A 26,030-nucleotide genomic window follows, 5' to 3' on the forward strand; every position below is an offset into this window, starting at 1 on the left:
GTCAGCAACTGACAGGCGGCACCTTGGGCCGCTACAATTACCGACTTTGTCGCAACGCTTGGAGCTCAACCTTCCGTGCCCGTTCTGCGTCTACCGCTTCTCCCTGCCGCGGCAGGTAAACAGCACTGGGGCAACCTGCCCGGTGCCGCCCTGAGCCTGGCCATTGCCGAGGCTGCCAGCGCAGCCAAGCGCTTTACCCTGCTGCTCACCGCCGACAGCCAAAGCGCCGAGCGGTTGGAGCAGGAGCTGAGCTTCTTCGCCCCCGATTTGCCGGTGCTGCATTTCCCCGACTGGGAAACGCTGCCCTACGACCTGTTCTCGCCGCACCAGGACATCATCTCCCAGCGCATCGCCAGCCTGTACCGCCTGCCGGAACTGGCCCACGGCGTATTGGTAGTGCCGATCACCACGGCACTGCACCGCCTGGCACCGACCAAGTTCCTGTTGGGCAGCAGCCTGGTGCTGGATGTCGGCCAGAAACTCGACGTGGAGCAGATGCGCACGCGCCTGGAAGCCAGCGGCTACCGCTGCGTCGATACGGTGTACGAACACGGCGAGTTCGCCGTGCGCGGTGCGCTGATCGACCTGTTCCCCATGGGCAGCAAACTGCCGTACCGCATCGACCTGTTCGATGACGAAATCGAGACCCTGCGGACCTTCGACCCGGAAAACCAGCGCTCCATCGACAAAGTGGATTCGATCAAGCTGCTGCCGGCGCGGGAATTCCCGCTGCAAAAGGACGCGGTCACCCGCTTCAAGGCGCGCTTCCGTGAGCGCTTCGACGTGGACTTCCGCCGCTGCCCAATCTTTCAGGACTTGAGCAGCGGGATTACGCCGGCCGGTATCGAGTACTACCTGCCACTGTTCTTCGACGAAACCTCGACCCTGTTCGATTACCTGCCCCAGGACACCCAAGTGTTCTCGCTGCCGGGTATCGAACAAGCGGCGGAAAATTTCTGGAACGATGTGCGCAACCGCTATGAAGAGCGTCGCGTCGATCCATCCCGGCCTTTGTTGCCGCCGGCCGAATTGTTCCTGCCGGTGGAAGAGTGCTTCGCGCGCCTGAAAAACTCTCCACGCGTGGTCGTCAGCCAGCAAGACGTGGAAGCAGGCAGCGGACGCGAGCGTTTCCCGGCGCAAACGCTGCCCGACCTGGCGATTGAAGCCAAGGCCAACCAGCCGCTGGCGGCGCTGTCGAATTTCCTCGGCGACTTCCCTGGCCGCGTGTTGTTTACCGCCGAATCCGCCGGTCGCCGCGAAGTGTTGCTGGAGCTGCTGGAACGCCTGAAGCTGCGCCCTAAAACCGTCGACAGCTGGCCGGACTTTGTTGCGGGCAAGGATCGCCTGGCGATCACCATCGCGCCGTTGGACGAGGGTCTGCTGCTGGACGACCCGGCCCTGGCGCTGATCGCCGAAAGCCCGCTGTTCGGCCAACGGGTGATGCAACGTCGTCGCCGGGAGAAACGCGCCGACGCCAACAACGATGCCGTGATCAAGAACCTCACCGAGCTGCGCGAAGGCGCACCGGTGGTGCATATCGACCATGGCGTGGGCCGCTACCTGGGCCTGCAGACCCTGGAGATCGATAACCAGGCCGCCGAATTCCTCACCATGGAGTACGCCGAGGGCGCCAAGCTCTACGTGCCGGTGGCCAACCTGCACCTGATCGCCCGCTACACCGGCAGCGACGACGCCCTGGCGCCCCTGCACCGCCTGGGTTCCGAGACCTGGCAGAAAGCCAAGCGCAAAGCCGCCGAACAGGTGCGCGATGTGGCCGCCGAATTGCTCGACATCTACGCCCGTCGCGCCGCCCGCGAAGGTTACGCGTTCGCCGACCCGAAAGCCGACTACGCCACCTTCAGCGCCGGCTTCGCCTTCGAAGAAACCCCGGACCAGCAAACCACCATCGAAGCCGTGCGCGCCGACATGCTCGCGCCCAAACCGATGGACCGGCTGGTGTGCGGCGATGTGGGCTTCGGTAAGACCGAAGTGGCCATGCGCGCAGCGTTCATTGCCGTGCACGGTGGCAAGCAAGTGGCGATTCTGGTGCCAACCACCCTGCTCGCCCAGCAGCACTACAACAGCTTCCGCGACCGCTTCGCCGACTGGCCGGTGACCGTGGAAGTGATGAGCCGCTTCAAGTCCGCCAAGGAAGTGAATGCCGCCATCGCCGACCTCGCCGAGGGCAAGATCGACATCGTGATCGGCACCCACAAGCTGTTGTCGGACGATGTGAAGATCAAGAACCTGGGCCTGGTGATCATCGACGAAGAGCACCGTTTCGGTGTGCGCCAGAAGGAACAGCTCAAGGCCCTGCGCAGCGAAGTCGACATCCTCACCCTCACCGCCACGCCGATTCCGCGCACGCTGAACATGGCAGTGTCGGGCATGCGCGACCTGTCGATCATCGCCACGCCGCCGGCGCGCCGCTTGTCGGTGCGCACCTTCGTCATGGAGCAGAACAAAAGCACGGTCAAGGAGGCGCTGCTGCGCGAATTGCTGCGCGGCGGGCAGGTTTACTACCTGCACAACGACGTGAAAACCATCGAGAAGTGCGCCGCCGACCTCGCCGAACTGGTGCCGGAGGCCCGTATCGCCATCGGCCACGGCCAGATGCGCGAGCGCGAGCTCGAACAGGTGATGAGCGACTTCTATCACAAGCGCTTCAACGTGCTGATCGCCTCGACCATCATCGAGACCGGCATCGACGTGCCGAGCGCCAATACCATCATCATCGAGCGTGCCGACAAGTTCGGCCTGGCGCAGTTGCACCAGTTGCGTGGCCGAGTCGGGCGCAGCCACCACCAGGCCTACGCCTACCTGCTGACGCCTCCACGCCAGCAAATTACCGGCGATGCCGAAAAGCGCCTGGAAGCCATCGCCAACACCCAGGACCTGGGGGCCGGTTTTGTGCTGGCCACCAACGACCTGGAAATCCGCGGTGCCGGCGAATTGTTGGGCGACGGCCAAAGCGGACAGATCCAGGCGGTGGGCTTCACCCTTTATATGGAAATGCTTGAACGCGCGGTGAAGGCTATTCGCAAGGGCGAGCAACCGAACCTCGACCAACCCTTGGGTGGCGGCCCGGAAATCAACCTGCGCTTGCCGGCACTGATCCCTGAGGATTATCTGCCGGATGTGCATGCGCGACTGATCCTGTACAAGCGCATCGCCTCGGCCACCGACGAAGAAGGTCTCAAGGACTTGCAGGTGGAAATGATCGACCGCTTCGGCCTGTTGCCCGAGCCGACCAAGAACCTGGTTCGCCTGACCTTGCTCAAATTGCAGGCCGAGCAGTTGGGAATCAAAAAGGTCGACGCCGGGCCTCAAGGTGGACGCATCGAATTTGAAGCGCAAACGCCGGTAGACCCCTTGGTGCTGATCAAGCTGATCCAGGGCCAGCCCAACCGTTATAAGTTCGAAGGCGCTACGCTGTTCAAATTCATGGTCCCGATGGAACGCGCCGAAGAACGCTTTAATACCCTGGAGGCGCTGTTTGAGCGCCTCATCCCGAAATCCGTTTGAAGGACGCCACCATGCGCCTGCTCCGCACTCTAAGCCTGCTGTTGGCGGTACTCGCACCTTCGGCATTTGCCGACAGCCTGTATCAGGTGGAAATGATCCTGGTGCGCCAGAATGCGGAGCCGGTGATCAACAGTCGCGCCGCGCCGGAAAACTGGGACAGCGGGGCTGTACACCTGGGCAGCGATAAAATGAGCCCGCCGCGCCTGAGCAACATCGTCGACAAGCTCAGTGCCGACAGCAGCTACACCGTGGTGGCGCACAAAGCCTGGGAGCAGAACCTCGGCGATCAACCGGTGAAAGTCGCGATCACCGACGGCCAGGAGCAATTCGGCCAGTTCCCTGTCGAAGGCGTGCTGAACCTGCAATTGGGCCGTTTCACCGATATCGACGCCGACTTCTGGATCAACCAGTTCGACAGCAATGGCAGCGTGATCGCCAGCGAGCACCTGGCCCAGAAAGACGTGCGCACCAAAAACAACCAGCTCAATTACCTGGATGGCGGCCATCTGGCGCTGCTGATCAAGATCACTTCGCTGACCGCCAAGCCACCCAGCGCACCACCGCCCGACATGCAGGACTGATCCAGCGCCATGCCCCTGACGTCGTCGTTGACCAAACCGCTGGCCCCTTCGTGGGCCAATCGCTTTAAAGAGCAGAGCCTTGAGCGCGGGCGGCGTTACGCACTGGAAAATCGCGTGCGCATCGTCGAGTCCGGCGACAGCACGATCGTCGCCAGTTGCGAAGGCTCCGCCGGCAACGTTTACCGGCAGACCATTTCATTGCGCGAGTCGGCCAAAGGCACACTTATCCTGGTGGACAGCCGCTGTACCTGCCCGGTGCACACCAACTGCAAACACATCGCGGCGGTGTTGCTCAAGGTCCAGGAGACCCTCGCCTTCCCAGCCGCCGCCCAGGATGCCGAGTTGCTGGAAAAGCTCCAGGCCGTGCTGGACAACCGCGTGGTGTTGCCGCAAGTCGTGATGGAAGATGTGCCGCCCGTACCGCGCTTGTGGCTGGCCAGCGCCGAATTCAGTGCGTTCGAGCCGCGCAACGGCAAGATGCAACGCTATATCCAGCACCGTGCGGCGTTGTCGTTCAATTACCTGGGTAACTACGTCAGCGGGCAGAAAAACGCTGACATCATCGTACGCCAGGACACCCAGAGCCTGCGCATCAAGCGTCATCCCGAACTGGAGCAGCGGTATCGTGAGCAATTGCGCCTGCTGGGTTTCAAGATCGCCACGCGCCAGAGCAAAGCCCTGCCGGAAAGTGCCGGCGAACTGTTCGAAATGGTCAATGACAGCGCCTGGCTGAACTTCACCCTCAATGCATCGCCCACCTTGCGCAACGAAGGTTGGGAATTGCAGATCGATGAAGACTTCGGCTTCGACCTGAGTACCGTCGATGACTGGTACGCAACGGTCGATGAAGGGCAGGAGCGCGATTGGTTCGATCTGGAGCTGGGGATTATCGTCAACGGCGAGCGACTGAGCCTGCTGCCGATCCTGTTGAACCTGATGCGCTCCCACACGGAAATTCTCAACCCGGAAAAACTCGCACGGCGCCGCGACGACGAGTTGATCCTGGTGAATATTCCGGGGCTGCCCAATGGTCATGGGCCGCTGCAAGTGGCGCTGCCTTATGGCCGGTTGAAACCCGTATTGGCCACCCTCGGCGAGTTTTATCTGCAGGAACCCGGTACCACGGCGCTGCGCCTGGCCAAGGCCGACGCGATTCGCCTGAACCCGCTGGAAGACTTGCCGCTGCAATGGGAGGGTGGCGAGAAAATCCGCAACTTTGCCCAGCGCCTGCGCGACATCAAGGATTTTACCTGCGTCGCGCCCGAAGGGCTGAACGCGACGTTGCGCCCGTATCAGCTGGAAGGCTTGAGCTGGATGCAGTCGCTGCGCCAACTGGACGTCGGCGGGATTCTTGCGGATGACATGGGCCTGGGCAAAACCCTGCAAACCCTGGCGCATATTCTCACTGAAAAAAACGCCGGGCGCCTGGACCGGCCGTGCATGGTCGTGATGCCCACCAGCCTGATTCCCAACTGGCTGGATGAAGCGGCGCACTTCACACCGCAGCTCAGGGTGATGGCGCTGTACGGCGCGGGACGCAAGAAACATTTCCCGAACCTGCAGGACTATGACCTGCTGCTGACCACCTATGCGTTGCTGCCCAAGGACATCGAACAGCTCGCCGCCCTGCCCTTGCACGTACTGATCCTCGACGAAGCCCAATACATCAAGAACCCCGGCAGCAAGGCGGCCCAGGCGGCGCGCGAGCTGAATGCACGGCAGCGCCTATGCCTGAGCGGTACGCCACTGGAAAACCACTTGGGCGAGTTGTGGTCGCTGTTCCACTTCCTGCTGCCGGGCTGGCTGGGCGACGTAAAAAGCTTCAACCGCGATTACCGCGTACCCATCGAAAAACGCGCCAGTGATGTGCGATTGCAGCACCTTAACGGTCGGATCAAACCGTTCCTGCTGCGCCGCACCAAGGAGCAGGTGGCGACCGAGTTGCCACCCAAGACCGAGATTATCCACTGGGTCGAGCTCAATGAGGCCCAGCGCGACGTATACGAGACCATGCGGTTGGCGATGGACAAGAAGGTGCGCGACGAGATCACCCGCAAAGGCGTAGCACGTAGCCAGATCATCATTCTTGAAGCACTGCTCAAGCTACGCCAGGTGTGCTGCGACCTGCGCCTGGTCAACGATGCCACCCTGCCCGTGCGTGGCAGCAGTTCGGGCAAGCTCGATAGCCTGATGCAAATGCTCGAAGAGCTGTTTGAAGAAGGTCGGCGCATTCTGCTGTTTTCCCAGTTCACCTCGATGCTGAGCCTGATCGAAACCGAGCTCGAAAAGCGTGGCATCGCCTACGCATTGTTGACTGGCCAGACCCGGGATCGGCGTACACCCGTGAAGGACTTCCAGAGCGGCAAACTGCAGATTTTTCTGATCAGCCTGAAGGCTGGCGGCGTGGGCTTGAACCTGACCGAAGCCGATACCGTGATCCATTACGACCCATGGTGGAACCCGGCCACGGAAAACCAGGCCACCGACCGCGCCTACCGCATCGGGCAAGAGAAGCCGGTATTCGTGTACAAGATGATTGCCCGTGGCACGGTGGAGGAGAAAATCCAACACCTGCAGAAAGAGAAGTCCGACTTGGCGGCGGGCGTGCTGGATGGACGCACGACCGGGGATTGGCAATTGGGCAACGAGGATATCGAAGCGCTGTTTGCGCCGCTGCCCAATAAGCAGGAAAAACGCTAGATCAACTGCGCGCTCCGCAAAGCCGTGAGCGCTGTCAGCCAGCGCGGGTCCTGCTTGTAGTCCGTCGACGCAATGGCCTGGCCGCGCATGCGTGCAATGCGTGCCGATGGCTTGACCTTCATGCGCTGCGCCGCGCTGAGTGCAAGCTCGGCGGCAGCACGATCGTTGCACACCAACCCCATGTCGCAGCCCGCTGTCAGCGCAGCTTCGATACGGCTGGCCGCGTCGCCCACTACGTGAGCACCGGCCATGGACAGGTCATCACTGAAAATGACCCCGTCGAACTGCAACTCACCGCGCAGGATGTCCTGCAGCCAGCGGCGCGAGAAACCTGCGGGCTGAGAATCAACTTGCGGATAGATCACGTGTGCAGGCATCACTGCCGCCAACTGCTTGCCAAGGCGTGCGAAAGGCACCAGGTCGTTGGCGCGAATCTGTTCCAGGCTGCGTTCGTCAGTGGGAATAGCGACGTGGGAGTCGGCCTCAGCCCAACCGTGACCGGGGAAGTGTTTCCCGGTGGCGGCCATGCCGGCGCTGTTCATGCCGCGAATAAAGGCTCCGGCAAGCACGGCGGCGCGTTCAGGGTCGCCTTCGAAGGAGCGCGTACCCACCACGGCGCTGCGCTGGTAATCCAGGTCCAGAACCGGAGCAAAGCTCAGGTCAAGGCCCACAGCCAGCACCTCGGTCGCCATGATCCAGCCACACTGTTCGGCCAGGTACTCGGCGTTGGGGTTATCCGCCAGGGCGCGCATGGCCGGCAAACGCACAAAACCCTGGCGCAGGCGCTGTACACGACCGCCTTCCTGGTCGACCGCCAACAGCAAGTCCGGGCGCACGGCACGAATCGCCGCGCTCAGTTCGCGGACCTGGCGCGGGTGCTCGATATTGCGCGCAAAAATAATCAGCCCGCCCACTTCCGGTTGGCGCAACAGGTGACGGTCCTCAGCCGTCAGCCAGGTACCGGCCACGTCAACCATCAAAGAACCTTGCAGGGCAGCAGTCATAAACCTTCCTTAAATAACGCACACAACCCGTTGCCCTCACATGGCGCCCGGCATCCTGGGCACTGAGTGAAAGCAACGGGTTGTGAGTCAATAGCTGAAATCGGCATGGCAGCTAGCTTAGCGGATGCAAGCAGCCACGCACACCCGGGGCGGTCACGCTTTGGCGACGGCCGGTGTCGATTTGCTGCGTGGGCGCAATTGAGCAGCGGCCATCGCTTGATCGGTCACACCGGTTTCGGCACGCATGCCTGCGGCGAGGAACGGCACCATCAGGCGCATCACCTGCTCGATGGAAGTATTCACGCCGAAATCGGTCTCGGCAATGGCGCGCAAGGCTTTGATCCCAGACATACTGAAGGCCGCCGCACCGAGCATGAAATGCACACGCCAGAACAGTTCGATCGGCGGAATACGGGGAGCGGCTTCGTTGACCAGCAACATGTAACGGCGAAACACCTTGCCGTACATATCTTCAAGATAACGCCGCAGGTGACCCTGGCTCTGGCTGAACGCCAAGCCCAATAGACGCATGAAGATCGACAGGTCGTTGCCGCTGCGCGGTTGCACCACCAGCGCCTGCTCGACCAGGATTTCCAGCAGGTCTTCCAGGCTGGGCTTGTTTTCCGGCTTGGTCTGGCGGCGCTCCAGCTCACGGTCGAGGCTGGCGCAGAACGGTCCCAGGAAGCGCGAGAACACCGCCTGGATCAGGGCTTTTTTCGAGCCGAAATGGTAATTCACTGCCGCGAGGTTGACCCCAGCCTTGCTGGTGATCAGACGCAATGAGGTTTCAGCAAATCCTTTTTCCGCGAACAACTGCTCGGCAGCATCGAGAATGCGTTCAACGGTTTCCGACTGGGCCATGGCTACTCCGCCTGACAAACACTTGTTTGAAACATACGTTTCAGAGTATGTCTTGTCAAGCCTGCGGTCCATTTTCCGGCCGGGCAGTCATCGATTTGATGGCTATTTAATCACATCCTTCGTGCTCTGTAGGCAGCGCTGTCTCTGCCCCGCAGGACGACTGACGAATGACCGTCCAGCGGAGCGCTCAAAAAGGATGATTGCCAAGCGCAGTCCACTGTATATAATCCCAGTCACTGTATAAAAAGACAGAGCGATCAACATGCTAAAACTGACGCCACGCCAAGCTGAGATTCTGGCTTTTATCAAGCGCTGCCTTGATGACAACGGCTACCCGCCGACCCGAGCGGAAATTGCGCTGGAACTGGGATTCAAGTCTCCCAACGCCGCCGAAGAACACCTCAAGGCCCTCGCCCGTAAAGGCGCGATCGAAATGACTCCAGGTGCTTCACGCGGTATTCGCATCCCTGGTTTCGAAGCCAAGGCCGATGAGTCGACGCTGCCCATTATCGGCCGCGTCGCTGCCGGCGCACCAATCCTGGCGCAGCAGCACGTCGAGGAGTCCTGCAACATTAACCCGACCTTCTTCCATCCGCGTGCCGACTACCTGTTACGGGTTCAAGGCATGAGCATGAAGGATGTGGGCATATTCGACGGAGACCTGCTGGCCGTCCACACCACCCGCGAAGCCCGTAATGGCCAGATCGTGGTGGCCCGTATCGGCGATGAAGTGACCGTCAAGCGCTTCAAACGTGAAGGCAGCAAGGTCTGGCTAATGGCCGAAAACCCTGAGTTCGCCCCGATCGAAGTCAACCTTAAAGATCAGGACCTGGTCATCGAAGGCCTGAGCGTCGGCGTCATTCGTCGCTAAAGGAGGCACCATGCAGCTCGTGCACACCCCACAGCACACACAACTGTCGCTGTTCGAGGCCTTCATGGCTCAACCTCTTGTGCCCACCCTCAAGGAGGCGGCCGACGCCCCCTGGAGCGCCGAACCCGAGGCGTTCAGCGAGCTGTCGTTGCGCGGCGCTGCCGAGAGCTGCCTGAACCTGCTGGCGCCGATCCTTCGCGAACTGAGCGAAGAGAAAGACGCACGCTGGCTGACGCTGATCGCCCCGCCCGCCAGCCTGACTCAGGCCTGGCTGCGGGATGCCGGCCTCAACCGCGAACGCATCCTGCTGCTGCAGCCACGCGGTGCGCAAAGTGCTCAGCAATTGACCTGTGAAGCTTTGCGACTGGGCCGTAGCCATACAGTCGTCAGTTGGTTGAACCCGATCAATGCCACCACGAAGCAACAGTTGATCAGTGCCGCGCGCGAAGGCGATGCACAAAGCTTGAATATTCGATTGGGATAAAGGGGTGTGCCGCTGAATGGCCCTCTGACGAAGGGAGCCAGTGGTTAACGGACCAGCGTGTTGAGCGGGCTTGCCCCGCGCGGGGGCTGCAAAGCAGACCACAACCAGGCACCGTGGAATACCTGATATACCGCATCAATCAATTCAGAGCCGCTTCGCATCCAGTGCGGGCAAGCCCTGTTCACCACGGCAGCTTGTCACCATAAGGAGCCCGCGGCACACAAAGCAGCACTCAGTGAAGCACGCGCGGCCCATCTTCCTTCTCGGGCTCGCCTTCCGCCAGACGACCAGCCATCTGCACGCCCACGCTCAACATGGCTTTGGCCACTTCCACGTGCTGGCCCTGCAGGAACGCTTTTGCGTCCTCGGAAAAATCCAGAATAACCAGAGAACCCTCGTCCTCAGCCCGGCGCAGCTCGATTCGGCCGTCAGGCAACTCAACAATTTCCAGAAAGGACGTCGGCATAAAAATGTGTTCTCCACGAAAGGCCGGGATTATATCAGTCATCCACCCAGCCCCGCAGAGGATCTGAAGAGGTTTCTTTACAGCTTGATGAACGGTTCTTTGTGCTGTGCACCAGAATAATGGGGGTGCCTCAGCACTCGTTCAACCCTTCCCGAAACCGCAACGCCATCTTTTTCAGCTCCTGACGCCAGCTCTCCAGCTCTTCGCGGCTCAACGGCTTTGGCTCATCCTCTTCCAGGGCGACCGCGACAATCAGCGGCTGGGTCACATCCCCCTTGGGCACGTGGCGAACCCGTGGAGGCTGGAACATATCGGCATGGGCCTTGAGCAAGCGAGCTACCCAACTGTCAGGGCTTTGAGCCATTTCTACCAATTCAGCCAGTTCAGGGATGGCCATGGTGTCCAGCACTTCACGGCTGATGATCATCTCGGCACGAGGTGAGCCGGCCTGGGGCAGGCGATAGAACCCGGCAATTTCATGGCACAACCCCAGCAAGGCGCCATACAGATGGAATAACGCGGCCTCACGCCCCGCCTGGACCAGCGCGATGGCATTCATCTCCTTCCCTTCCTCGGCACGGCCAAGGGCTTCCAGGGACAAACCCGCGAAGTAAATTTTCTGGTTGGTACGGGTATAGAGTTCGTTGGCCATAACGGCAGTCTCCGCAACGAAAGAGGCGTAATGCTGGCTGTGCAGGAGCGAGTTTACTCGCGAAAACCTGAGAACGCAGTGGTGTATCAGACTTCCCGCGTCATCGCTAACGATTTTCGCAAGCAAGGACCGGGCGTCCCCCTCACTCCAGCCCCAAAAAAAGGCCGCCTGTGCAGGCGGCCTTTATGTCTCGCAGGTCAGTCGATCAAGCGCCTTGACGCTTATCTTCGACTTTCCACTTGCCGCCGTCGTAGAAGGCTTTCCAGCCGGTAGGCTTGCCTTCCACTTCGGTCTGCACGTACTGCTCCTTGGTCTTGCGGCTGTAGCGGATCACGGCCGGGCGACCGTCCGGATCTTTCTTTGGCGCTTCACACAGGAAGTGGTACTTCGGATCGATTTCATCCTTGTGCGGCACGATCTCCAGCACCAGCGGTGCACGGGTCTCGCGGTTTTTCGGGAACTGGCTGGCCGCCAGGAACAGACCCGAAGCACCGTCACGCAGGATGTAGGTGTCGTTGACCTTCTCGCACTTAAGCTCAGGCATCTTCACCGGGTCCATCTTCGGCGGCGCCGCATCACCGCTCTTCAGCAGCTTGCGGGTGTTTTTGCAGGTCGGGTTGGTGCAACCGAAGAACTTGCCGAAACGCCCGGTCTTGAGCTGCATCTCGCTGCCGCACTTATCGCATTCCAGGCTCGGACCTTCGTAGCCCTTGATGCGGTAGGTGCCCTCTTCGATCTCGTAACCATTGCAATCCGGGTTGTTACCGCAGATGTGCAGCTTGTGCTTCTCGTCCAGCAGGTAGGCATCCATCGCCGTGCTGCAGATCGGGCACCGGTGCTTGCCACGCAGTACCAGCGATTCGGATTCGCCCTCGTCATCGGCGGCGATTTCATCACCCGGCACCAGGTTGACCGTCGCCTTGCAGCGTTCTTTTGGCGGCAGGCTGTAGCCCGAGCAGCCGAGGAATACGCCGGTGGACGCCGTACGAATCTGCATCGGACGCCCGCAGGTCTGGCATGGGATGTCGGTCATCACCGGCTGGTTGGCACGCATGCCGCTCTCAGGGCTTTCGGCCACTTCGAGTTTGTTCTTGAAGTCGCCGTAGAACTCGTCGAGTACGTTTTTCCAGTCGCGCTCGCCCTGGGCCACGTCGTCGAGGTTCTCCTCCATGCCGGCGGTGAAGCCGTAGTCCATCAGGTTGGAGAAGCTCTCGGACAAACGCTCAGTAACGATGTCGCCCATTTTTTCCGAATAGAAACGGCGGTTATGCAGCGCCACGTAGCCGCGGTCCTGGATGGTGGAGATGATCGCGGCATAAGTCGAAGGACGACCGATACCACGCTTCTCCATCTCTTTTACCAGGCTGGCTTCCGAATAACGCGCCGGCGGCTTGGTGAAGTGCTGGGACGGATCAAGCTTGATCAGCTTGAGGTTATCGCCCTGGGCCATGTCCGGCAGCACATCATCGTCGCCTGGCTTGGCAATCTGCGGCATCACACGGGTGTAGCCATCGAACTTGAGGATGCGGCCCTTGGCACGCAGCTCGAAGTCCGACGCCGCCACGGTGACGGTAGTGGACAGGTATTGCGCCGGCAGCATCTGGCAGGCCAGGAATTGGCGCCAGATCAGCTCATAGAGGCGCTCAGCGTCGCGCTCCATGCCGCTCAGCTTGGCCGGCGTGGTATTGGCGTCGGAAGGACGAATCGCTTCGTGAGCCTCCTGGGCGCCTTCCTTGCTGCTGTAGACGTTCGGCTTCTCCGGCAAGTACTTCGTGCCGAACTCGCTTTCGATATAAGTACGTGCCATTGCTACCGCGTCCACCGACAGGTTGGTAGAGTCGGTACGCATATACGTGATGTAGCCGGCTTCATACAGACGCTGGGCCATCATCATGGTTTTCTTCACACCGAAGCCCAGGCGGTTGCTCGCTGCCTGCTGCAGGGTGGAGGTGATGAACGGCGCCGATGGCTTGCTGCTGGTCGGTTTGTCTTCGCGCTTGACGATGCTGTAGCTGGAAGCCTTGAGCTTATCCAGCGCGGCCATGGCCTGGGCTTCGTTCAGCGGCTTGAAGGCCTCGCCTTTCTCGCGGGCTACTTCAAAGCGCACGTTGGCGCCCTTGACAGTGGCCAGGTCAGCGTGGACTTCCCAATATTCTTCAGGGTTGAACGCACGGATCTCGCGCTCACGCTCCACCACCAGCTTCACCGCTACCGATTGCACACGGCCGGCGGACAGGCCACGGGCGATCTTGGCCCACAGCAGTGGCGAAACCATGTAACCCACCACGCGGTCGAGGAACCGCCGTGCCTGCTGCGCATTGACCCGGTCGATATCCAGCTCGCCCGGCTTGGAGAAGGCTTCCTGAATGGCTTTTTTGGTGATTTCGTTGAACACCACGCGCTTGTAGCGGCTGTCGTCACCGCCAATGGCTTCCCGCAGGTGCCAGGCAATAGCCTCCCCTTCGCGGTCCAAGTCCGTTGCGAGATAGATGGTGTCAGCATCCTTGGCGAGCCGGCGCAGCTCTTCGATGACCTTTTCCTTGCCCGGAAGGATTTCGTACTTGGCCTTCCAGCCATGATCCGGGTCCACCCCCATACGCGAGACCAGCTGCTTGCGCGCTTTCTCTTTAGGGCTGAGCACCGGGCCTTCGCCCGCAGCCGCCTTGCCGCGCTTGGCTGCAGGCTCCTTGCTGGCGCTAGCCGAACCGCTGGTGGGCAGGTCTCGGATATGGCCGATACTCGACTTCACCACGTACTCGTTGCCCAAGTACTTGTTGATGGTCTTGGCCTTAGCCGGGGATTCCACAATGACCAGCGATTTGCCCATGGATCGGAAAATTCCTGAATTCGAGAAGTGAAAGGCAGTTGGCGCCTGTCGCGGCAACGCTATATATAGTGGCAACAAGGTGAGGTCAAGCGCAGCATTCTGCGCGGCCTGCCGTTATTGCCCTGAAAAAAGGCTGGGTTCGGCCTGGACCAAAGCAAAGCGCGGGACCTGCTCGCCGTCAACTTCGACGGTCTCCAGGAACATGCTCAATGGGCGCACCCAAAAGCCGTAATCGCCATACAGTGCTTGGTAGAACACCACTTCCTCTTCGGTCTCGGAGTGCCGCGCCACATTAAAAACGCGGTACTGCGGACCTTTATAATGCTGGTAGAGCCCTGGTTCGACTTTCATGCTCTGGCCCTCTTACAAAATTTGTTGAAAAAAAATATTAAAAATTCCAAAAAACAAAAACCGGGGCACTGGGCCCCGGCTTCCGTCGACGAAACGTTTAGACGCGTTCGAAGACGGTGGAAATGCCTTGGCCGAGGCCAATGCACATGGTCGCAACCCCAAGGTTGCCGCCATTTTGCTTCATCACGTTAAGCAGAGTGCCGGAAATACGTGCACCGGAGCAACCGAATGGGTGGCCCAAGGCAATCGCACCGCCGTGCAGGTTAACCTTCTCGTTCATCTTGTCGAGTACTTTCAGATCTTTCAGCACTGGCAGGGCCTGTGCGGCGAAAGCTTCGTTGAGCTCGAAGAAGTCGATGTCGTTGATGGTCAGGCCCGCGCGCTTCAAGGCTTTTTGTGTGGCCGGTACTGGACCATAGCCCATGATCGCGGGGTCCACACCCGCCACAGCCATCGAACGGATCACGGCCATCGGCTGGATACCCAGGTCCTGGGCACGTTGCGCCGACATCACGATCATGCACGAAGCACCGTCGGTGATCTGCGACGAAGTACCGGCTGTCACGGTGCCACCCTTTGGATTGAAGGCCGGCTTCAAAGCCGCCAGGCTTTCCAGGGTGGTGTCCGGACGGATGGTTTCGTCGTAGTCGAACAGCTTCAGGAAACCGTTCTCGTCGTAGCCGTTCATCGGGATGATTTCATCCTTGAACTTGCCTTCCACGGTCGCCTTGTGGGCCAACTGGTGGGAACGCAGGCCGAACGCGTCCTGGGCTTCGCGGGTAATGCCGTGCATTTTGCCGAGCATTTCTGCGGTCAGGCCCATCATGCCCGAGGCTTTTGCCGCGTACAGCGACATGTGCGGGTTCGGGTCGACGCCGTGCATCATGCTCACGTGGCCCATGTGCTCCACGCCACCGACCACGAAGACATCACCGTTACCGGTCATGATCGCCTGCGCGGCAGTGTGCAGCGCGCTCATCGACGAACCGCACAGACGGCTGACAGTCTGGCCGGCGGCCGTGTGCGGGATCTGGGTCATCAGCGACGCCATGCGCGCGATGTTCCAGCCCTGCTCCAGGGTCTGGTTGACGCAGCCCCAGATCACGTCCTCGACTTCGTTCGGGTCGACCTTGACGTTGCGCTCCAGCAGCTTGCTGATCAGGTGCGCCGACATGTCTTCGGCACGGGTGTTGCGGTGCATGCCGCCCTTGGAGCGGCCCATCGGTGTGCGACCGAAGTCGACAATCACCACGTCTCTTGGATTCAAGCTCATAAATATTCTCGCTCTAGTCGTCTGGGCGCTTAGCCGAAGAAGCTCTGGCCGTTCTTGGCCATTTCACGCAGCTTCGCGGTCGGGTGGTACAGCGGGCCCAGATCAGCGTATTTGTCAGCCAGGGCAACGAACTCAGCCACACCGATCGAGTCGATGTAACGCAGCGCACCGCCACGGAATGGAGGGAAACCAATACCGTACACCAGGCCCATATCGGCTTCGGCGGCGGTTTCAACGATGCCATCTTCCAGGCAGCGCACGGTTTCCAGGCACAGGGCGATCATCATCCAGTTGATGATGTCCTCGTCGGACACCTCACGCTGTTCGTAAATGACCGGCGCGAGCACTTCGTGAACCGAAGGGTCGGCCACTTTCTTCTGCTTGCCCTTCTTGTCGGCCTCGTAGGCGTAGAAACCCTTGCCGTTCTTCTGGCCCAGACGCTTGGCCTCGTACAGCGCGTCGATCGCCGAGCGGCGGTCGTCTTTCATGCGGTCCGGGAAGCCCTCAGCCATTACGTCGCGACCGTGGTGGCCGGTGTCGATGCCGACCACGTCCATCAGGTACGCCGGGCCCATCGGCCAGCCGAATTTTTCCATGACCTTGTCGATGCGCACGAAATCCACGCCGGCGCTGACCAGCTTGGCGAAACCGCCGAAGTACGGGAACAGCACGCGGTTGACCAGGAAGCCCGGGCAGTCGTTGACCACGATCGGGTTCTTGCCCATTTTCTTGGCATAGGCAACGGTGGTGGCAATGGCCAGCTCGCTGGACTTCTCGCCACGGATCACTTCCACCAGCGGCATCATGTGCACCGGGTTGAAGAAGTGCATGCCGACGAAATTTTCCGGACGCTTGAGGGCCTTGGCCAGCAAGCTGATGGAAATGGTCGAGGTGTTCGAGGCCAGGATAGTGTCGTCCTTCACCTGGGCTTCCACCTCGGCCAGTACGGCTTGCTTGACCTTCGGGTTCTCGACAACCGCTTCGACCACCAGGTCGACGTGGCCGAAATCGCCGTAGGACAGCGTAGGGCGAATGCCGTTAAGCACTTCAGCCATCTTCGCGGCGGTCATACGACCCTTGTCCACACGACCGACCAGCAGCTTGGCGGCTTCCGCCAGGCCCTGCTCGATGCCGTGCTCGTTGATGTCTTTCATCAGGATCGGCGTGCCTTTGGACGCCGACTGATAGGCGATACCGCCGCCCATGATACCGGCGCCGAGTACGGCAGCCTGTTTCACGTCCTTGGCGATTTCGTCATAGGCCTTGGCCTTTTTCTTCAATTCCTGATCGTTCAGGAACAGGCCGATCAGGCTCTGGGCCGCCGAGGTTTTCGCCAGTTTGACGAAGCCTGCCGCTTCCACTTCCAGGGCTTTGTCGCGACCGAAGTTCGCGGCCTTCTGGATAGTCTTGATCGCTTCAACCGGCGCCGGGTAGTTCGGGCCGGCTTGACCCGCCACAAAGCCTTTGGCGGTTTCGAACGACATCATTTGTTCAATGGCGTTGAGCTTGAGCTTTTCCAGCTTCGGCTGACGCTTGGCCTTGTAGTCAAATTCGCCGCTGATGGCGCCCTTGATCAGGTTCAGTGCGGCTTCGGCCAGCTTGTCCGGCGCAACCACGGCATCGACGGCACCGACTTTCAGCGCGTCTTCCGCTTTGTTTTCCTTGCCGGCGGCGATCCACTCGATGGCGTTGTCGGCACCGATCAGACGCGGCAGGCGTACGGTGCCGCCGAAACCCGGGTAGATGCCCAGCTTGACTTCAGGCAGGCCGATCTTGGCCGTGGCGGACATGACGCGAAAGTCTGCGGCCAGGCACATTTCCAGGCCGCCGCCCAACGCGATGCCGTTGATCGCGGCAACCGTTGGTACGTTGAGGTCTTCGAAATCGCTGAAAATCTTGTTGGCTTCGAGGTTGCCAGCCACCAGCTCGGCATCGGGCAGCTTGAAGTTGTCGACGAATTCGGTGATGTCAGCGCCGACGATGAACACGTCCTTGCCGCTGGAAACGATCACACCCTTGACCGAGGCATCTGCTTTGATGGTATCTACGGCCTGACGCAGTTCGTTCAGGGTTAGACGGTTGAACTTGTTGACGGACTCACCCTTGAGGTCGAATTTCAGTTCGACGATGCCACTTTCAAGAGCCTTAACCGTGATGGCTTTACCTTCGTAAATCATCAACTGATCTCCACGATATGGAAGCTGAACAGTACACATTGAACGCTGGCCTCTGGTTGGACATTGACTGTTGCGTCAATGCTCATGCCAATCCGCCAGGCACACCCGCCAATGCGATAGTCGGGATTCTGTATGAGCGGTCTGACAGACAAACGCTCAATTCATACGCCCGTTTGATTTGGGTACGTCACCTTCATCCAATTCCAGGCAATTGTCAATCGCTCCAAAGGCTAGGGAAAACGCGACTTTCCAGTCATTTCGGAACCTCGCCCCCGGGCTCGCCTCGCGTCAATATTCAATTATTCACGAAATCAATAAGAGAAAAGTTGTGGGAAAAGGCTGTACAGAACGGGATATGCCGCTAGGCTAGCGACAACCTTAATGCGTTGGAATGAACATCCGCCGCAGTGATGCAATTACCGGCCTGCCTGGCCAACTCCAGCCCGATGAAAGATGTCGGGCTTTTTATTGCCCAGGATTTGGTACCCGGACGCCCCGAGAATTCTGTAGGAGCGAGCTTGCTCGCGAAGATCGTCAACGATAACGCAGCGCATCTGGTTTAACGCGGCGCCCCCAGGCTCTTCGCGAGCAAGCTAGCTCCTATGCAGAGCAGCTTTCAGGCCAATGCCTTGAGCAGCGCATCGATGTCCTTCAGGACGCTGGCTTCGCCCTTCTCGCCCCAATACAGGGCGATCATTTGCTTGTCGGCTTCGACTTTGTAGACGTTGGCCGGCAGCGTCGCAAAATGCGGCAACAACTTCTCATCGACACATATTTCGCGCCATTGATTGACCCAGACCCCTGGCTCCAACTGCCAGTAACTCCAGATCGCCGGCGTGCTGCCACGCCGTGGCCGACAGTACTGCGCACAGGGGCTCGGAGGCTCCTGCTTGAGCCAGTGCGGCCATTCCTGGGGTGCCAATTGCATGGTCAGCCCAATGCGGCGTGCCTCCATGCGCAGGGCCATGCGCCCACTCTGATTGCGCGACGGACGCAGCCACGCCAGAGGGCTCAGAACCACTGCAAGGATTGACACCACTATCCAGACCGTCATATGTGTACTCCCGAATTTCCAGTTGAGCGGATTTGACCTGACGCAAGCCGATCCGCTTGAAAGCAGCCATACTGAATACATTGCAGTCCCCTGGAGGAACGCCCCATGTCCTACGAACATATTCTGGTCGCCGTCGACCTGACCGAAGAGTGCGATCCAGTGATCAAGCGCGCCCGCGCCTTCGCGGTCGCCAGCGGCGCAAAGCTGTCACTGGTGCACATCGTCGAACCCATGGCCATGGCCTTCGGCGGCGACGTGCCCATGGATCTCTCCCAGTTGCAGCAACAACAGTTCGACCAGGCCAAGGAACGCCTCGACCGACTAATCCTTAAATACCCCGAAGTGACCAAGGAAAACTCTCACCTCACATACGGCCAGCCGCGCCAGGAAATCCACCACTTGGCCAAGGAGCAGCATTGCGACCTGATCGTGGTCGGCAGCCACGGTCGTCATGGCCTGGCGCTGTTGCTGGGCTCCACGGCGAATGATGTGTTGCATGGCGCGCCATGCGATGTGTTGGCGGTAAAACTGGTCAAATCCTCATAAGGTCACTGACGTTTTTTGCCCGTATTCCATATGAAAAACCCGGTGCTCATCAGATGAACACCGGGTTTTTTATTGCGTGTGGATCACTCAGGCGTCCAGCTCGGCCCAACGCTCAACCAACGCTTCCAGCTCCTGGTTCAGTGTCTCCAGGGAAGCAATCACCTTAGCGGTTTCCGCCGCCGGACGCTGGTAGAAACCCGCGTCAGCCATTTCCGCTTCTACCGCAGCAATCTGCTGTTCCTTGGCGTCGATATCACCCGGCAAGGCTTCCAGCTCGCGCTGCAGCTTGTAACTGAGCTTCTTCTTGCCGGCCGGTGCCGCCGACTCTACGGGTGCTGCAGCGGCAGCCGGGGCGACCACCGCCGAGTTCAGGTCGGCCTTGCCGGACTTGCTCTCGGTCACGCCCAACAGGCGCGGCGAGCCGCCCTGACGTAGCCAGTCCTGATAACCACCGACATATTCACGCACCTTGCCTTCACCTTCGAAGACCAGCGTACTGGTGACCACGTTGTCGAGGAATGCCCGGTCGTGGCTGACCATCAGCACAGTGCCGTTGAAGGTCAGCAGGACCTCTTCCAGCAACTCGAGGGTTTCCACATCGAGGTCGTTGGTCGGTTCGTCGAGGACCAGCAGGTTGGCCGGCTTGCTGAACAGCTTGGCCAGCAGCAGGCGCGCACGCTCGCCACCGGACAAGGCTTTCACCGGTGTGCGGGCACGCTGCGGGCTGAACAGGAAGTCGCCCAGGTAGCTCAGCACGTGACGACTCTGGCCGTCGATATCGATAAAGTCGCGGCCTTCGGCAACGTTGTCGATCACGGTTTTTTCCAGGTCCAACTGATGGCGCAACTGGTCGAAGTACGCCACGTCGATCTTGGTGCCCTCCTCCACCTTGCCGCTGGTGGGCTGCAGGCCGCTGAGCATCAGCTTGAGCAACGTGGTCTTGCCGGTGCCGTTGGCACCCAGCAGGCCGATACGGTCGCCGCGCTGCAGGACCATGGAAAAGTCCTTGATCAGGAACGGGCCGTCCGGGTGATGGAAGCTGACGTTTTCCAGCACCATCACTTGCTTGCCCGACTTTTCGGCGGTATCCAGCTGAATATTGGCCTTGCCGGTACGCTCGCGACGTTCGCTGCGTTCAACGCGCAGCGCTTTCAGGGCGCGTACGCGACCTTCGTTACGAGTGCGGCGCGCCTTGATGCCCTGACGGATCCAGACTTCTTCCTGGGCCAGTTTCTTGTCGAACAGCGCGTTGGCGGTTTCTTCAGCAGCCAACGCAGCCTCTTTGTGCACCAGGAAGCTGGCGTAGTCGCCATTCCAGTCGATCAGGCCACCACGGTCCAGTTCGAGGATGCGCGTCGCCAGGCTCTGCAGGAAGGCACGGTCGTGCGTGATGAACAGCACGGCGCCCTGGAAGTCCTTGATGGCTTCTTCCAGCCAGGCGATCGCGCCGATATCCAGGTGGTTGGTCGGTTCGTCGAGCAGCAACAGGTCCGGTTCGGACACCAATGCCTGGGCCAGCAGCACACGGCGACGCCAGCCGCCGGACAACTCGGCCAGGGTCTTGTCCGGCGGCAGTTGCAGGCGGCTCAGGGTGCTGTCCACCAACTGCTGCAGGCGCCAGCCGTCACGGGCTTCGAGGTCTTGCTGGACGTGCATCAGTTTGTCCAGATCGGCATCGGTCACGCAGTTCTGTGCCAGATGATGGTATTCGGCGAGCAACGCGCCCACGCCGTCGAGGCCTTCGGCGACCACGTCGAACACTGTCCGCCCGTCGGCTACCGGCAATTCCTGCGGCAGTTCGCCGATCTTGAGGCCCGGTGCGCGCCAGACGGCGCCGTCGTCGGGCTTCTGATCGCCCTTGACCAGCTTCATCATGCTGGACTTGCCGGTGCCGTTACGGCCGATGATGCACACCCGCTCACCACGGGCGATCTGCCAGGACACCTTGTCCAACAACGGCATAGCGCCGAAAGCAAGGGACACATCGCTGAATTTGAGCAGGGTCATGAGCTTCTCCAAAAACTGGGCGCGCATTCTACCTGAGTTGAGGGCGGGATGCGGCCGGCATTTTCGCTGTCGATACGTTCTACGCGCCATTTGCGCCTAACTGGGATCAAGCGGGCCGCAAAGCTTTCAACGGCTGCGGGCAAAAGGCTAAGCTAGGGACAATCAGTGTCGGCGGTGCCGGCGCTATTCGTGATTTCTCTGCACGGACGTCTCATGCGCAGCCGCCTTTTCAACTTTTTATCTTGTCTGCTTCTTTCCGCCACCGCCGTTCAATCTGCCCAGGCCGTGGATCTCACCACCCAACGTCAATATTACGATGAGGCCAAACGTGCCCTGGCCAAAGGCGACAGCGGGCCGTACATGCAATACAGCCAGGCCCTGGCCGATTACCCGCTCACGCCGTACCTGGCGTACGACGAGCTGACCGCGCGCCTGAAAACCGCAAGCAACGAGGAAATCGAACAATTCCTCGCCAAAAACGGTGACCTGCCCCAGGCCAACTGGATGAAGTTGCGCTGGTTGCGCTGGCTGGCGGACCGCGGCGACTGGCAGACTTTTGAAAAGTACTACGACCCCAAGCTGAATTTCGTCGAGCTGGACTGCCTGCACGGTCAGTACCAGCTCACGCATAACCTGAAAGCTGAAGGCTACAAGACCACAGAAAAGCTGTGGATGACCGGCAAATCTCAACCGACTGCTTGCGATGCCACCTTTGGCCAGTGGGCGGCCGATGGCCAACTCACCGAACAGAAGATCTGGGACCGCGCCAAGCTCGCCGCCGAAGCGCGCAACTATGCGCTGGCCAACAGCCTGGTGAAAACCTTACCGACCCTCGGCGCCCAAGGCCGCCTGATGGTCGACGTTGCGCAAAAGCCCGACATGCTCAGTGACCCGTCGCGTTTTCTGCCGGCCAACGAGGCCATGTCCGATGCGGTTGGCCTGGGCCTGCGCCGGCTGGCACGCCAGGACCCGGACAAGGCCATGGCCCTGCTCGACGGTTATGCCAGCAGCATGCACTTCTCCCGTGACGAAAAAGTGTCGATCGCCCGGGAAATCGGCCTGACCCTGGCGCGCCGGTACGACCCGCGCGCGCTGGACGTGATGACCCAGTACGATCCGGAGTTGCGTGACAACACCGTCTCCGAATGGCGTCTGCGCCTGTTGCTGCGCCTGGCTCGCTGGGAAGAAGCCTACCAGCTCACCCGCAAACTCCCACAAGACCTGGCGACCACCAACCGCTGGCGCTACTGGCAGGCGCGCAGCCTGGAACTGGCCGAACCGAAAAACCCGCAGGCGCTGGTGCTGTACAAAAACGTGGCGAAAGAGCGCGACTTCTACGGTTTCCTCGCCGCTGATCGCTCCAAAGCCCCTTACCAGCTGACCAACAAACCGCTGGTAATGAGCCAGGCACTGATGAACAAGGTGCGCAACACCCCCGGCGTACGCCGAGCCCTGGAGTTCTATGCGCGAGGCCAGGTGGTGGATGGCCGCCGCGAGTGGTACCACGTCAGCCGTCACTTCAACCGTGACGAAATGGTCGCCCAGGCCAAGCTGGCCTACGACATGAAGTGGTATTTCCCGGCAATCCGTACCATCAGCCAGGCGCAGTACTGGGACGACCTGGATATCCGCTTCCCGATGGCCCATCGCGACACACTGGTGCGCGAAGCCAAGGTGCGCGGCCTGCATTCGAGCTGGGTGTTCGCCATCACCCGCCAGGAAAGCGCCTTCATGGACGACGCCCGTTCCGGCGTCGGCGCCAGTGGCCTGATGCAACTGATGCCTGGCACCGCCAAGGAAACCGCACGCAAGTTCAGCATCCCGCTGGCCTCCCCGGCCCAGGTGCTCGACCCGGACAAAAACATCCAGCTCGGCGCCGCCTACCTGAGCCAGGTGCACAGCCAGTTCAGCGGCAACCGCGTTCTCGCCTCGGCCGCCTACAACGCCGGCCCCGGCCGCGTGCGCCAATGGCTGCGCGGGGCTGATCACCTGAGCTTCGATGTGTGGGTGGAGAGCATTCCTTTCGACGAAACCCGCCAGTATGTGCAGAACGTACTGTCTTATTCGGTGATCTACGGGCAGAAGCTCAACTCACCACAGCCGTTGGTGGATTGGCATGAGCGGTATTTTGACGATCAGTAACTGATCCGGAAATGAACATGCCCGCCTCGAAAGATGCGGGCATTTTTATAGGGCCGCCGGGCGCCTGCGCTGTACAACTTCAGCCAAAGCCAGGCTCAACGCCTGCCGCATGAAGGTGTGCCCCATCACTGAACTGCAACGCCGCCAACCGCGCATACAGCGGGTTGCTCGCAATCAACTGCTGGTGCGTACCCACCGCTATCAATTTACCCTGATCCATCACCGCGATCCGATCCGCGTTCTTCACGGTTGCCAATCGATGCGCGATCACCAGGGTGGTGCGGCCTTGCATCAATTGCGGCAGCGCCTGCTGGATCAAATGCTCACTCTGGGCATCCAGAGCACTGGTGGCTTCGTCCAACAGCAGGATGGGGGCGTCTACCAGCAATGCTCGGGCAATCGCCAGCCGTTGGCGTTGACCACCGGAGAGGCCCATCCCGCCGTCGCCGAGGTGAGTCTGGTAGCCGTCGGGCATTTGCAGGATAAAGTCGTGGGCATGGGCGATACGCGCAGCGGCTTCGACCTGTTCCCGAGTGGCGGACGGGTTGCCGTAGCGGATGTTTTCTTCGACGCTGCCGAAAAACAGCGCCGGGCTCTGGGACACCAGGGCGAAGTGGCGGCGCAGGTCCATGGGGTCCAGGTCGGTCAGCGGGTGACCTTCCAGCAGGATGCGGCCTTGCTGTGGGTCGTAGAAACGCAGCAACAGGTCGAAAATCGTCGATTTACCTGCCCCGGACGGCCCAACCAAGGCGAGTGTTTCGCCAGGGTTGACCGTGAGGCTCAGGCCATCGATGGCATAGCTGTCCGGCCGCGACGGGTAGGAAAAGCGCAAATCCTGCAGCTCCATGCGACCGCTGACCCGCTGCGGCAACTGCACCCCTCCATTGGCCGGTGCCTGGATCTCGTTGCTCGACTGCAATAGCTCGCCGATGCGCTCAGCGGCACCCGCGGCCCGTTGCAACTCACCAAGGACTTCACTCAAGGTGCCCACGGCACTGCCCACGATCAAGCTGTAGAACACGAACGCCGCCAGCTCACCACCGGAAATGCGCCCGCTGATCACGTCCATGCCGCCCACCCACAACATGACCCCCACGGCGCCCAGCACCAGCATGATCACCAGGGTAATCAGCCAGGCCCGCTGGGCGATGCGCTTGCGCGCCGTGGCAAACGCGTCTTCCACGGTCACGGCAAAGCGTTGTTCGTCCTGCACCTGATGGTTGTAGGCTTGCACCGTCTTGATCTGGCCGAGGGTCTCGGACACGTAGCTGCCCACGTCGGCGATACGGTCCTGGCTCAGGCGCGAGAGGCTGCGCACGCGGCGACCAAAAATCAGGATCGGTGCCAGCACCAGCGGCAGCGCCACCACTACGATGCTGGTCAACTTGGGATTGGTGACAAACAACAAAACGATACCGCCGATGACCATCAACGCGTTACGCAGGAACAACGACAACGACGAACCAATCACCGATTGCAACAGCGTGGTATCGGTGGTCAGCCGTGACTGGATTTCCGAGCTGCGATTGTTTTCATAGAACCCCGGATGCAGGTAGATCAAGTGGTTGAAGACCTGCCGACGGATATCCGCCACCACCCGCTCGCCAATCCACGACACCAGGTAGAACCGGGTGAATGTGCCCACGGCCAGGCCCAACACCAGAATCATGAACAGCCCGATGGACTGGTTGAGCAAATGCGGTGACTGGGTCATGAACCCCCGGTCCACCAATAGACGGATGCCCTGGCCCATCGACAAGGTGATGCCCGCCGTGACAATCAGTGCCAACAAGGCACCCAATGCCTGCCAGCGATAGGGCGCGATAAAACGACTGGCCAAGCGAATCGCGTGACGTTGACGGGCTGAGAACATGGCGGGTTTCACCTGCGCTTAAGGAGAGAAGTCTCTACAGAGCAACATTGGGGGAACTTGTGTAAATAACAATGAGTCAGGTTGATTATGCCCACCGGTGCAGGCTCCTAGAGGCTATCGGTCTAAAGCCTGGCTGGAAATATGTGTCGGTTTCTGGTGGACTGAGTATCCGGACCGTGACCTTGTAAGGAGTTGTAATAGCTCGGTCACGCGGGGGAATTAAAGTAGGTATACAACCTGATGAGGAGACAGGCCATGACCTTGCAAAATAGCAGCGATGCCAAAATTAACGTAATCCGCCAGCCGCAGCAGTTGCCTTGCTCGTACATCGACGCCAAGGGCCGCGAGGTTCAGATTACCGAGAATATGATCCAGCAAGCCTGCCGCGAGCTGGAACAGCGACTGGTCAGACCTGCCAAGCAAGGCTGAAGCGCCACGCTCTTTCAAACCCGGCCTCGAAGGCTAATGCCAGTCAGTTAAGAAGTAACCTGTGGCGAGGGAGCTTGCTCCCGTTGGGCCGCAAAGCGGCCCCGCTCTTTGTTTACAAAGAATGGGACTGCTGCGCAGTCCAACGGGAGCAAGCTCCCTCGCCACAAATACAGCGTTTACTCTTAACTGACTGGCATTAGCCTCGAT

At 60.2% G+C, this 26,030-nt stretch carries 19 protein-coding genes; 8 read left to right on the top strand and 11 right to left on the bottom strand.

The features are described from left to right. Positions 1-75 precede the first annotated feature (75 nt). From mfd to EXW71_RS17765, 3 genes are read left to right on the top strand one after another with little or no spacing between them, the layout of a single operon-like run. Positions 76-3,525 carry a transcription-repair coupling factor gene (gene mfd / locus EXW71_RS17755; protein WP_123715104.1) on the top strand — a complete coding sequence of 1,150 codons (3,450 nt, stop codon included), beginning with the start codon at positions 76-78 and terminating at the stop codon, positions 3,523-3,525. Between the two features lie 11 nt (positions 3,526-3,536). After that, on the top strand, positions 3,537-4,106 hold the full coding sequence (locus EXW71_RS17760) for a CsiV family protein (protein WP_123715103.1): 570 nt from the start codon (positions 3,537-3,539) through the stop codon (positions 4,104-4,106). A gap of 9 nt (positions 4,107-4,115) precedes the next feature. Next, entirely contained in the window at positions 4,116-6,806 is a 2,691-nt protein-coding gene (locus EXW71_RS17765; protein ID WP_134659631.1) for a DEAD/DEAH box helicase, read from the top strand. Here EXW71_RS17765 and nagZ read toward each other — a convergent pair. Then, on the bottom strand, positions 6,803-7,810 hold the full coding sequence (nagZ, locus tag EXW71_RS17770; RefSeq protein WP_134659628.1) for a beta-N-acetylhexosaminidase: 1,008 nt from the start codon (positions 7,808-7,810) through the stop codon (positions 6,803-6,805). The two genes, EXW71_RS17765 and nagZ, sit on opposite strands and share 4 nt — an antisense overlap. A gap of 153 nt (positions 7,811-7,963) precedes the next feature. Beyond that, positions 7,964-8,671, bottom strand: coding sequence for a TetR/AcrR family transcriptional regulator (locus EXW71_RS17775; protein WP_053255043.1), 708 nt, complete (start codon positions 8,669-8,671; stop codon positions 7,964-7,966). 262 nt (positions 8,672-8,933) lie between these two features. Between EXW71_RS17775 and lexA the strand changes: the two genes are divergently transcribed. Both lexA and sulA read left to right on the top strand, forming a co-directional pair. After that, entirely contained in the window at positions 8,934-9,542 is a 609-nt protein-coding gene (gene lexA, locus EXW71_RS17780) for a transcriptional repressor LexA (protein WP_123715100.1), read from the top strand. Between the two features lie 10 nt (positions 9,543-9,552). Further along, complete coding sequence (gene sulA, locus EXW71_RS17785) at positions 9,553-10,026, top strand: SOS-induced cell division inhibitor SulA (protein ID WP_134659626.1); 474 nt, start codon at positions 9,553-9,555, stop codon at positions 10,024-10,026. Positions 10,027-10,258: 232 nt separating this feature from the next. Here sulA and EXW71_RS17790 read toward each other — a convergent pair whose 3' ends face one another. The 7 genes from EXW71_RS17790 to EXW71_RS17820 form a co-directional block, all read right to left on the bottom strand. Further along, on the bottom strand, positions 10,259-10,492 hold the full coding sequence (locus tag EXW71_RS17790) for a hypothetical protein (RefSeq protein WP_017254451.1): 234 nt from the start codon (positions 10,490-10,492) through the stop codon (positions 10,259-10,261). Between the two features lie 130 nt (positions 10,493-10,622). Continuing rightward, positions 10,623-11,144, bottom strand: coding sequence for a DUF6586 family protein (locus EXW71_RS17795; RefSeq protein WP_123715098.1), 522 nt, complete (start codon positions 11,142-11,144; stop codon positions 10,623-10,625). 205 nt (positions 11,145-11,349) lie between these two features. Further along, the gene (gene topA, locus EXW71_RS17800) at positions 11,350-13,971 is read right to left on the bottom strand and encodes a type I DNA topoisomerase (protein WP_134659624.1); all 2,622 of its coding nucleotides are present in this window, start codon (positions 13,969-13,971) and stop codon (positions 11,350-11,352) included. A 114-nt stretch (positions 13,972-14,085) separates the two neighbouring features. Then, on the bottom strand, positions 14,086-14,322 hold the full coding sequence (locus EXW71_RS17805) for a DUF1653 domain-containing protein (RefSeq protein ID WP_021490990.1): 237 nt from the start codon (positions 14,320-14,322) through the stop codon (positions 14,086-14,088). 97 nt (positions 14,323-14,419) lie between these two features. Beyond that, on the bottom strand, positions 14,420-15,595 hold the full coding sequence (gene fadA / locus EXW71_RS17810) for an acetyl-CoA C-acyltransferase FadA (RefSeq protein ID WP_123715097.1): 1,176 nt from the start codon (positions 15,593-15,595) through the stop codon (positions 14,420-14,422). A 29-nt stretch (positions 15,596-15,624) separates the two neighbouring features. Next, positions 15,625-17,772 carry a fatty acid oxidation complex subunit alpha FadB gene (gene fadB, locus EXW71_RS17815; protein WP_065902014.1) on the bottom strand — a complete coding sequence of 716 codons (2,148 nt, stop codon included), beginning with the start codon at positions 17,770-17,772 and terminating at the stop codon, positions 15,625-15,627. Between the two features lie 616 nt (positions 17,773-18,388). Then, the gene (locus EXW71_RS17820) at positions 18,389-18,826 is read right to left on the bottom strand and encodes a hypothetical protein (RefSeq protein WP_123715096.1); all 438 of its coding nucleotides are present in this window, start codon (positions 18,824-18,826) and stop codon (positions 18,389-18,391) included. A 105-nt stretch (positions 18,827-18,931) separates the two neighbouring features. Here EXW71_RS17820 and EXW71_RS17825 point away from each other — a divergent pair, with 105 nt between their 5' ends. After that, positions 18,932-19,372, top strand: coding sequence for a universal stress protein (locus EXW71_RS17825; protein WP_123715095.1), 441 nt, complete (start codon positions 18,932-18,934; stop codon positions 19,370-19,372). An 87-nt stretch (positions 19,373-19,459) separates the two neighbouring features. Here EXW71_RS17825 and EXW71_RS17830 read toward each other — a convergent pair whose 3' ends face one another. After that, positions 19,460-21,379: an ATP-binding cassette domain-containing protein gene (locus EXW71_RS17830; RefSeq protein ID WP_134659622.1), complete on the bottom strand. Its 1,920-nt coding sequence runs from the start codon at positions 21,377-21,379 to the stop codon at positions 19,460-19,462. A gap of 213 nt (positions 21,380-21,592) precedes the next feature. Here EXW71_RS17830 and EXW71_RS17835 point away from each other — a divergent pair, with 213 nt between their 5' ends. Further along, positions 21,593-23,521: a transglycosylase SLT domain-containing protein gene (locus EXW71_RS17835; RefSeq protein ID WP_123715093.1), complete on the top strand. Its 1,929-nt coding sequence runs from the start codon at positions 21,593-21,595 to the stop codon at positions 23,519-23,521. Positions 23,522-23,600: 79 nt separating this feature from the next. Here EXW71_RS17835 and EXW71_RS17840 read toward each other — a convergent pair whose 3' ends face one another. Beyond that, the gene (locus EXW71_RS17840) at positions 23,601-25,394 is read right to left on the bottom strand and encodes an ABC transporter transmembrane domain-containing protein (protein ID WP_134659620.1); all 1,794 of its coding nucleotides are present in this window, start codon (positions 25,392-25,394) and stop codon (positions 23,601-23,603) included. A 255-nt stretch (positions 25,395-25,649) separates the two neighbouring features. On the opposite strand from EXW71_RS17840, the gene EXW71_RS28805 reads away from it, so the two are divergent. After that, on the top strand, positions 25,650-25,823 hold the full coding sequence (locus EXW71_RS28805) for a PA1571 family protein (RefSeq protein WP_167659652.1): 174 nt from the start codon (positions 25,650-25,652) through the stop codon (positions 25,821-25,823). The last annotated feature ends 207 nt before the right edge of the window (positions 25,824-26,030 follow it).

Source organism: Pseudomonas sp. BCA17, from assembly GCF_004519405.1.
In the GTDB taxonomy this organism is placed as follows: Bacteria; Pseudomonadota; Gammaproteobacteria; order Pseudomonadales; family Pseudomonadaceae; genus Aquipseudomonas.

Excerpts from the sequence above, each read along its gene's own strand:
- EXW71_RS17760 (WP_123715103.1), top strand. The coding sequence starts at position 3,537 with ATGCGCCTGCTCCGCACTCTAAGCCTGCTGTTGGCGGTACTCGCACCT.
- EXW71_RS17765 (WP_134659631.1), top strand. The coding sequence starts at position 4,116 with ATGCCCCTGACGTCGTCGTTGACCAAACCGCTGGCCCCTTCGTGGGCC.
- nagZ (WP_134659628.1), bottom strand. The coding sequence starts at position 7,810 with ATGACTGCTGCCCTGCAAGGTTCTTTGATGGTTGACGTGGCCGGTACC.
- EXW71_RS17775 (WP_053255043.1), bottom strand. The coding sequence starts at position 8,671 with ATGGCCCAGTCGGAAACCGTTGAACGCATTCTCGATGCTGCCGAGCAG.
- lexA (WP_123715100.1), top strand. The coding sequence starts at position 8,934 with ATGCTAAAACTGACGCCACGCCAAGCTGAGATTCTGGCTTTTATCAAG.
- sulA (WP_134659626.1), top strand. The coding sequence starts at position 9,553 with ATGCAGCTCGTGCACACCCCACAGCACACACAACTGTCGCTGTTCGAG.
- EXW71_RS17790 (WP_017254451.1), bottom strand. The coding sequence starts at position 10,492 with ATGCCGACGTCCTTTCTGGAAATTGTTGAGTTGCCTGACGGCCGAATC.
- EXW71_RS17795 (WP_123715098.1), bottom strand. The coding sequence starts at position 11,144 with ATGGCCAACGAACTCTATACCCGTACCAACCAGAAAATTTACTTCGCG.
- topA (WP_134659624.1), bottom strand. The coding sequence starts at position 13,971 with ATGGGCAAATCGCTGGTCATTGTGGAATCCCCGGCTAAGGCCAAGACC.
- EXW71_RS17805 (WP_021490990.1), bottom strand. The coding sequence starts at position 14,322 with ATGAAAGTCGAACCAGGGCTCTACCAGCATTATAAAGGTCCGCAGTAC.
- fadA (WP_123715097.1), bottom strand. The coding sequence starts at position 15,595 with ATGAGCTTGAATCCAAGAGACGTGGTGATTGTCGACTTCGGTCGCACA.
- fadB (WP_065902014.1), bottom strand. The coding sequence starts at position 17,772 with ATGATTTACGAAGGTAAAGCCATCACGGTTAAGGCTCTTGAAAGTGGC.
- EXW71_RS17820 (WP_123715096.1), bottom strand. The coding sequence starts at position 18,826 with ATGACGGTCTGGATAGTGGTGTCAATCCTTGCAGTGGTTCTGAGCCCT.
- EXW71_RS17825 (WP_123715095.1), top strand. The coding sequence starts at position 18,932 with ATGTCCTACGAACATATTCTGGTCGCCGTCGACCTGACCGAAGAGTGC.
- EXW71_RS17830 (WP_134659622.1), bottom strand. The coding sequence starts at position 21,379 with ATGACCCTGCTCAAATTCAGCGATGTGTCCCTTGCTTTCGGCGCTATG.
- EXW71_RS17835 (WP_123715093.1), top strand. The coding sequence starts at position 21,593 with ATGCGCAGCCGCCTTTTCAACTTTTTATCTTGTCTGCTTCTTTCCGCC.
- EXW71_RS17840 (WP_134659620.1), bottom strand. The coding sequence starts at position 25,394 with ATGTTCTCAGCCCGTCAACGTCACGCGATTCGCTTGGCCAGTCGTTTT.
- EXW71_RS28805 (WP_167659652.1), top strand. The coding sequence starts at position 25,650 with ATGACCTTGCAAAATAGCAGCGATGCCAAAATTAACGTAATCCGCCAG.